Raw genomic sequence first — 7,448 nt, forward strand, 5'->3', positions numbered from 1 at the left:
GCGGCCCGCGGGGGCGGGAACGGCCGTGCGGGGTCCTGCTTCGCGCCCCCGCCTGCCGAGGGCGCTCGGGCCGGGAGGACCGTCCGGGGTGCGGGGCCGGCTTGGCGGCGGGCGGCTGGGGGGCGCTCGCGCGGGAGATGCGTCCGGGGCGCGGGGGCCGGCTCGGCGGCGGACCGCTAGGGGGCACTCGCGCGGGCGGTCGGCCGGCTACGGGGGGTGGCCGGGCGGCGGGGGCGATTTGGCCCGGAACTGGCCGGAAAGCGGTGCCCGCTCGGCCGCAACCCGACGGGGGCGCACGCCCGGAAGGTGACCAGGACGCGGAAGCCGACCTGGCGGGAACCCGACGGGCGTACCCGCCCGGGCGTTCGCCAGGACGCGGGAGCCGGATTGGCGGCGGGCTGATGGGCGTACCCGCCGTGCCGGTTGGGTGGCGACAGGGGGTGATTCGGTGACCGAGCGGCGGGGCGATCGGCCGGGAAATGGTGCCGGCTCGGCTGTGGCTTGCCGGGCGTGCCCGCATGGAGGTGGCCAAGACTCGAAAGCTGGCTTGGGAGTGGGTCGCTGGGCGTGCTCGCCTGGGCGGTGGGCCGGCGACAGGGGGCTGTTCAGTGACCGAGCGGCGGGGGCGATTTGGACCGGAGTCGGCCGGAAAGTGGTGCGAGCTCGGCCGCGGCCCGCTGGGCGTGCGCGCCCGGAGGTGGTCAGGATGCGCGAGCCGGCTTGGCGGGAGCATGACGGGCTCGCACGGGTGGGCGCCAGGACGCGGAGCTGGGTTGACGGTGGGCCGACGGGCGTACCCGCCTGGGTGGTCGGCCAGGGGGCGGGAGCCGACTCCGTGGCGGGCCGAGGGGGTGCCACGGCCGGGCGGGCGGCAGGCGGTGGAGGGCGGTTCAGTGAGGAGCGGCCCGGCCATGGGCGCGGAGTCGGACGGGATGTGGGGGCGTTCGGGCAACCGGGCAGCGGGTGTGCTCGTCCTGGGAGTTGGCCCGGAGGGGTAGGACCGGTGCGGGGGCCGCTTCGGTTCGGACGGGGTGCCGGTGCGGGGCCGCGGCTTCGTCGGGGCGGGCGGAGGGGGCCGCGGTGACAGTTGCTCAGGGCCCGAGGGGCCTGTAGGCAGGACATGTGGGGGCGCGGCCTCTGGGACCTTCGGGTGCGGAGCGCGATTAGGCTGAGCGCGGGCGTGGTGTCTTAGGTGGGCGCCTGACCGGTGTTCAACAGAGCAGGAGGATCAGTGAGCGGCGATCGGAACGAGAGGCGCGGCGGGACGTGGGACGTCCCGACGGACGATCAGTCCGACGCGGAGCCCGAGATGACGGGCGAGTTCACCATCGACTACACCCCGCCGGCCTGGTACACGCAGAGTCCGCCGCCCGCACCCGCCGCAGGGGTGCCCGGGCTGCCGGAGGGCAGCGGCTTCGAGCCCCACCGTCCGGCTGACGTGGTCTCACCGCCGACGATGCGGATCGCTCCGCCGGCGCAGCGCGCCCCTGCCGATGCCGATACCGGTGCGGGTGCCGGTGCGGGTGCCGGTGCGGGATCCGCGCCGTTCCCGGGTGCCGGGCCGGCCTCGGCCGCGCCCGTACCGGACGCCGCCGCGGCCGGGCCCGCGCCGGCGGATGCCGCCGCGCCGTTCGTCGTGCCCGGTGTGCCGCCGCTCTCCGTGTCGGCCGACCCCGTCTTCCCGGCTCCCGCCGATGCGGCTCCGGCTCAGGGCGGTGTGTTCGCCGAGGCCGTTCCGGGGTTCCCGGCGGCGCCCGGTGTGCCGGCAGACGCGACCCCCGGTCACCCGGCCCCCCTCGCCGTACCCGGCGTGCCCGGCGATGCGTTCCCCGCCGCCCAGCCGCCCGCGGCTCCGGCTGCGCCGTCGGAGGGTGGCGCGCCGGGGTTCCCGGCACCGGCCCACGCGCCCGCTCCGGCGGACGCCCCCGTCGCACGGGACGACGCACCTGCGCTGCCCGGCGGCCCGGCGGCCTTCCCGGCACCGGCCGACGCGCCGGCGCCGCTCGCGGCCTCGGCCCCGCAGACCCCGGCCTCCGGCGAAGCCCCGTTCCCGGGTACCGCTCCGTCGACGGCCCCGGACCAGGGCGACCGGCCCCCGATCCCGGCACAGTTCACGGCGTCCGCCGAGGCTCAGGGCACGCCGGGGACCGTCCCGGCGCCCTTCACGACGTCCGGCGACGCTCCGGCTGAGGCGCCCGCCCAGCGAGGCACCGCTGAGGACGGCCCGGCGGGCTTCCCGGCCCCGGCCGACGCACCCGCCCAGGCAGGCGCGGCCGGGAGTGCCCCCGCGGGCTTCCCCGCCGAGGCGGGCACGGCCGAGGGCGGTCCGGCCGGCTCCCCGGCACCGGTCGACGCTCCGCCGGCGGCGCCCGCCCACGCACAGCCCGCGCCCACCAGCGCAGCCACTGAAGCGGCCGGCGGGTCGGGAGCCTTCCCGGCCCCGACCGACGCCCCCGCCCAGGCAGGCGCGGCCGACGGTGCCCCCGCAGGCTTCCCCGCCCAGGCGGGCGCAGCTGGAGGCACTCCGGCCGGCTTCCCGGCGCCCGCCGACGCCCACGCGCAGCCCGCGCCGTTCGCCGGCGCGGTCAGCGGGTCGGGGGCCTACCCGGCCCCCGTCGACGCACCCGTCCAGGCGGGCGCAGCCGGGGGCGCTCCGGCCGGCTTCCCGGCGCCGGCACCGTTCACGGCGCCCGTCCAGGCGGACGGGGCCGGAGGTGCCTCCGGGGTGCCCGCTCCCTTCGGGGGGCCGGGCGCGGCCCAGGGTGGGCCGGTCGACGCGGTGCCGCCGGGTGCGGAGTTCCCGGCCGGGCGGACCGCCACGCCGCCGGAGGGGACTCCGGTGCCGCCCGTGGCCGCCGGTCAGGGGCCGTACGCCCCCGGGGATACTCCGTTCGGAGGACCCGGTGGTGGGCTGCCGTCGCTGCCGCCCGCCTTCTCCTCCGGCCCGCCCCAGGGCTACGGGTTCCCGCCGCCCGCCCCCCAGCAGCCCCAGCAGCCCCAGGCCCCGCAGGGCTACGGGTTCCCGCCCGTCGCCCCGGAGCCCCAGCAGCCCGAGGCCCCCCAGGGGTACGGGTTCCCGCAGGCACAGCCGCAGCAGTGGCCCGCCGGGGCGCCGCAGGGCCCGTACCAGCAGCAGCCGCCCGGCCAGGGCCCCGGCGCGCCGCTCGGCTACACCGCCGCCGTCGAGCTGTCCTCGGACCGGCTGATCCGCGCCAAGCAGAAGCCCAAGCCCACCCGTTCCGGCTTCCGCTTCGGCGGCAAGGCGGCCGAGGCCGACCGCCAGCGCAAGCTGGAGCTCATCCGGACGCCGGTGATGTCCTGCTACCGCATCGCCGTGATCAGCCTCAAGGGCGGCGTCGGGAAGACCACGACGACCACCGCCCTCGGCGCCACCCTCGCCACCGAGCGCCAGGACAAGATCCTGGCCATCGACGCGAACCCCGACGCCGGCACCCTCGGCCGCCGCGTCCGCCGCGAGACCGGCGCGACGATCCGGGACCTGGTCCAGGCGATCCCGTACCTGCACTCGTACATGGACATCCGGCGGTTCACCTCGCAGGCGCCCTCCGGGCTGGAGATCATCGCCAACGACGTGGACCCGGCGGTCTCGACGACCTTCAACGACGAGGACTACCGCCGCGTCATAGAGACGCTCGGCCGCCAGTACCCGATCATCCTCACCGACTCGGGCACCGGACTCCTCTACTCCGCCATGCGCGGGGTCCTGGACCTGGCCGATCAGCTGATCATCATCTCCACCCCGTCCGTGGACGGCGCGAGCAGCGCGAGCACCACGCTCGACTGGCTCTCCGCCCACGGTTACGCGGATCTCGTCTCGCGCTCGATCACCGTCATCTCCGGGGTCCGCGAGACCGCCAAGATGATCAAGGTCGAGGACATCGTGCAGCACTTCGAGACCCGCTGCCGCGGCGTCGTCGTGGTGCCGTTCGACGAGCACCTCGCGGCCGGTGCCGAGGTGGACCTCGACCTGATGCGGCCCAAGACCCGGGAGGCGTACTTCAACCTCTCCGCCCTGGTCGCCGAGGACTTCGTACGGGCTCAGCAGCAGGCCGCACAGGGCCACTGGGGCGCCCCGCAGCAGTCCCAGCCGCCCGCCCAGGCACAGCCGCAGCCGCAGCCGCCCGCGGGTCCGTACCAGCAGCCGTACGGGCAGCAGCCCTACCCGCAGCCCGGCCAGGCCTGGCCGCAGCCCCCGGCACCCGCACCCGCACCGGGCCAGCCCCAGGCCCCGGCCCCGCAGCAGCCCGGCCAGCCGCCGCGCGATCCGCGCCTCGGCTGAGAACGCCGGAGGGCCCGTACCGTCCAGGGACGGTACGGGCCCTCCGGCGTACGAGGGGGACGGGTCTAGCGGCGCGCGGCGTCGAAGGCGTCCGTCAGCGCCCGCGCCCGCTTCACGTCGTCCGCGATGGCCTCCAGCAGCCCGTCGAGCGACTCGAACTTCGCCATCCCGCGTACGTACGCGAGGAACTCGACCGACACCTGCTTGCCGTACAGGTCCAGCCCGACGCGGTCGATGGCGTACGCCTCGACGGTCCGCTCGGTCGCGTCGAACTGCACGTTCGTGCCCACCGAGATCGCCGCCGGCATCCGCTCGCCGTCCGCCGTCAGCCAGCCCGCGTACACCCCGTCGGCCGGGATCGCGGTGTGCGGGGCCGTCTCGACGTTCGCCGTCGGGTAGCCGAGCTCGCGCCCGCGCTGCGCACCGCGCACCACGACGCCCTCGACCCGGTGCGGGCGGCCCAGGATCTCGGCGGCGCCCTCCATGTCGCCCTCGGCGACCAGCTTGCGCGCCAGGGTGGAGGAGAACGGCACGCCGCCGCCCGCCTCTCCGCGCTCGACCAGATCCACGACGTCCACCTCGTAGTCGTACGTGGAGCCCAGCTCGCGCAGGAAGTCGACGTTCCCGGCGGCACGGTGGCCGAAGCGGAAGTTCGGGCCCTCGATGACGGCGCGCGCGTGCAGCTTGTCGACCAGCACCTTGACGATGAAGTCGGCCGGGGACAGCTGCGAGAACTCCGCCGTGAACGGCAGGATCAGCAGCGCGTCGACGCCGAGACCGGCCATCAGTTCGGCGCGGCGGTCGTACGGGGCCAGGATCGGCGGGTGGCTGCCGGGGCGCACGACCTCGCTGGGGTGCGGGCTGAAGGTGACGACGACCGAGGGCACGCCCAGGGCGCGGGCCTTCGCCACGGCCCGTCCGATGATCAGCTGGTGTCCCCGGTGCACACCGTCGTAGGAGCCGATGGTGACGACGCTGCGTCCCCAGTCCTGGGGGATGTCCTCCAAGCCACGCCAGCGCTGCACTGTGACCGCTCCTCGCCCGAACCCGTATAGTCCCTGTACCGAATTGCCGATTGCAGGTCTAAGACTGCCATGCCGGTGGCCCGGTCCCCGCATCGGTGTCCGCGAGCGCCGCAGCCCGCCCCGCCCCTCAGGTGACGTCGGGGCCGACCGGCTGAGGGTCTCCACCGTACGGCGGGCGCCCGGCCCGAGCAGCGCCGCCGCCTCCGCCCCGGCGTCGGCGAGCCAGCGGGCCACGAGCGCCCCGAAGACCGGGTCGACCCGGACCAGCTCCACCACGCGCTCCTCGAACACCGCCGGGCCGCCAGGGGTCCGCAGCAGCTGCCGGCCGGTCCGCCGCAGCAGCTCGCGGGTACGGTCCTCGGGGCGCGCCCGGGTCGCGGCGGCGAGGGCCGTCAGGAACGCGCCGAGCACCTCCGGCTCGGGTTCCTCGCGCAGCAGGGTCTCGGCCAGCTCGGCCCGCAGCGCCGGCGCGGGCTCCCGGCCCGGCGCGGCCAGTACGCCGGCCAGCGCGGCCCGGACCCGCGGCGGGGCGCTCCGCAGCAGGCCCAGGACCAGCGGGCGCAGCACGGGCGCGGCGGCCGGGCCCTGCTCCAGGCGCCGGTCCACGAAGGCGGCGGCGTGCGGGGCGTCCTCGGGGTGCCGCGCCAGGTGTTCCCGTACGAGGTCACCGGCGCGGCGGGCCAGCCCGGGGGTGGTGAGCGCGGCCAGGGCGCGCAGCACCTCCCCGTCGGCCCGGGCCCGCAGGGCGTCGAACACCGCGTCCGGGTCGGGCAGTACGGGCAGGGCCGCGACCAGTGCGGAGGCGGGCAGCCGGGAGCCGCGCTCGGGGTCGCGGAAGCAGTCGAGGGCGTCGGCGAGGTGGCGGGCCCGCGCCTGGGGGTCGCGCAGCAGCATCCCGAGGGCGCTGCCGTGCAGGGGGAGGTCGCCGGGGCGGGCGAGGAGCGCCTCGGCGGCGTGGCGCAGGAGCTCCCGGTCGGCGGGGGTGCGGACGTGGGGGGCGGTGGCGAGCCCGTACGCGGCCGCGGCCACGCGGCGGCCGGGGCGCTCGTCGTGGGCCCAGCGGCCGACGGCGCGGGACATCGCGGAGGGCTCGTCCTCCGCGAGGACGGCCAGCAGTTCGTCGGCGCGGGGGTGCGCGGCCTCGACGAGGGCCTCGGTGAGGTCGTCGGGGGCGAGGCCGCGGTGGGTGTGCAGGAGCGCCTGGGCGGCGGTGGCCACGGTGGCCCCGGGGCGGCCGCGCAGCCGGCGGTCGTCGGTGAACCAGGCGCAGAGCAGGGGCAGGACGAGCTGCGGGGCGCGGGCGAGGCGGCGTCCGGCGGCTTCGAGGTAGCGGTGGTCGGAGGGCAGCAGGCGGCGCAGCAGGTCGAGCCGGTCGGACTCGGCCAGCCGGAGCCGGTTCCAGAACCAGCCGCCGAAGTCCTCCGGGCCGACCCGGGCCACGTGCTCGGCGAGGGCGTGCAGGACGGGCAGGTGGGCGGTGGCGTCCGGGGTGCGCAGGAGGGTTCCGCGCAGCAGCCGGGCGGCCCACCAGGCGCGGTCGGGGTGGGCCTCCCCCGGCGGGGCCTCGGCGAAGGCGTTGAGCGCGCCGACCAGCCGGGCCAGGGCCTCCCCGGCCTCGGGTTCGGGGAGGCGGCGCAGGGCTTCGAGCACGGGCCCGATGCGGTGGCGGGGCACGGGCGGGCCGGGGGTGGCGGGGCCGGAGTGCACGAGGGTGTCGAGGGCGCTCGGGACGTCGAGGTGGCAGGCCTGGAGCCAGTCGGAGAGCTCCTCGTGCGCGAAGCGGTAGCCGGGGCCGGCGGGGACGAGCAGGCCCTCGGTGAGGACGGCGGAGGCCCAGCCGGTGCGCCAGGGGAACAGCTCCTCGAAGGCGGCCCGGTCGAGCTGCCCCTGCCCGGGCCCGAGACACCGCCGGGCGGCCTCGTGCACCCGCCCGGCCACCCGAGCGGCCAACCGCCGCACCCCGGGCCCGTACACCCCGCCGCCCACCCCGTCACCGCCGGACCGGCCCCCGACGGGCCCGGTCCAGGCCCCTGCCGCCCCCGCGGTCGCACCGCCGCCGGACCGGCCCCCGGTCGGACCGCCACGGGGACGGCAGGGGGCGGGGGCGGGGCCGCCCCCGGGCC

2 protein-coding genes are annotated in these 7,448 nt (G+C 77.8%); one reads left to right on the top strand and one right to left on the bottom strand.

What is annotated here, in order from left to right:
• The first annotated feature begins 1,231 nt into the window (after positions 1-1,231).
• Entirely contained in the window at positions 1,232-4,300 is a 3,069-nt protein-coding gene (locus AB0F18_RS37655) for an SCO5717 family growth-regulating ATPase (RefSeq protein ID WP_362069570.1), read from the top strand.
• Between the two features lie 65 nt (positions 4,301-4,365).
• Here the strand turns inward: AB0F18_RS37655 and AB0F18_RS37660 are convergent, their stop codons facing one another.
• The gene (locus AB0F18_RS37660; RefSeq protein ID WP_362069573.1) at positions 4,366-5,325 is read right to left on the bottom strand and encodes a bifunctional riboflavin kinase/FAD synthetase; all 960 of its coding nucleotides are present in this window, start codon (positions 5,323-5,325) and stop codon (positions 4,366-4,368) included.
• Between the last annotated feature and the right edge of the window lie 2,123 nt (positions 5,326-7,448).

Source organism: Streptomyces sp. NPDC029216, assembly GCF_040648015.1.
In the GTDB taxonomy this organism is placed as follows: domain Bacteria; phylum Actinomycetota; class Actinomycetes; order Streptomycetales; family Streptomycetaceae; genus Streptomyces.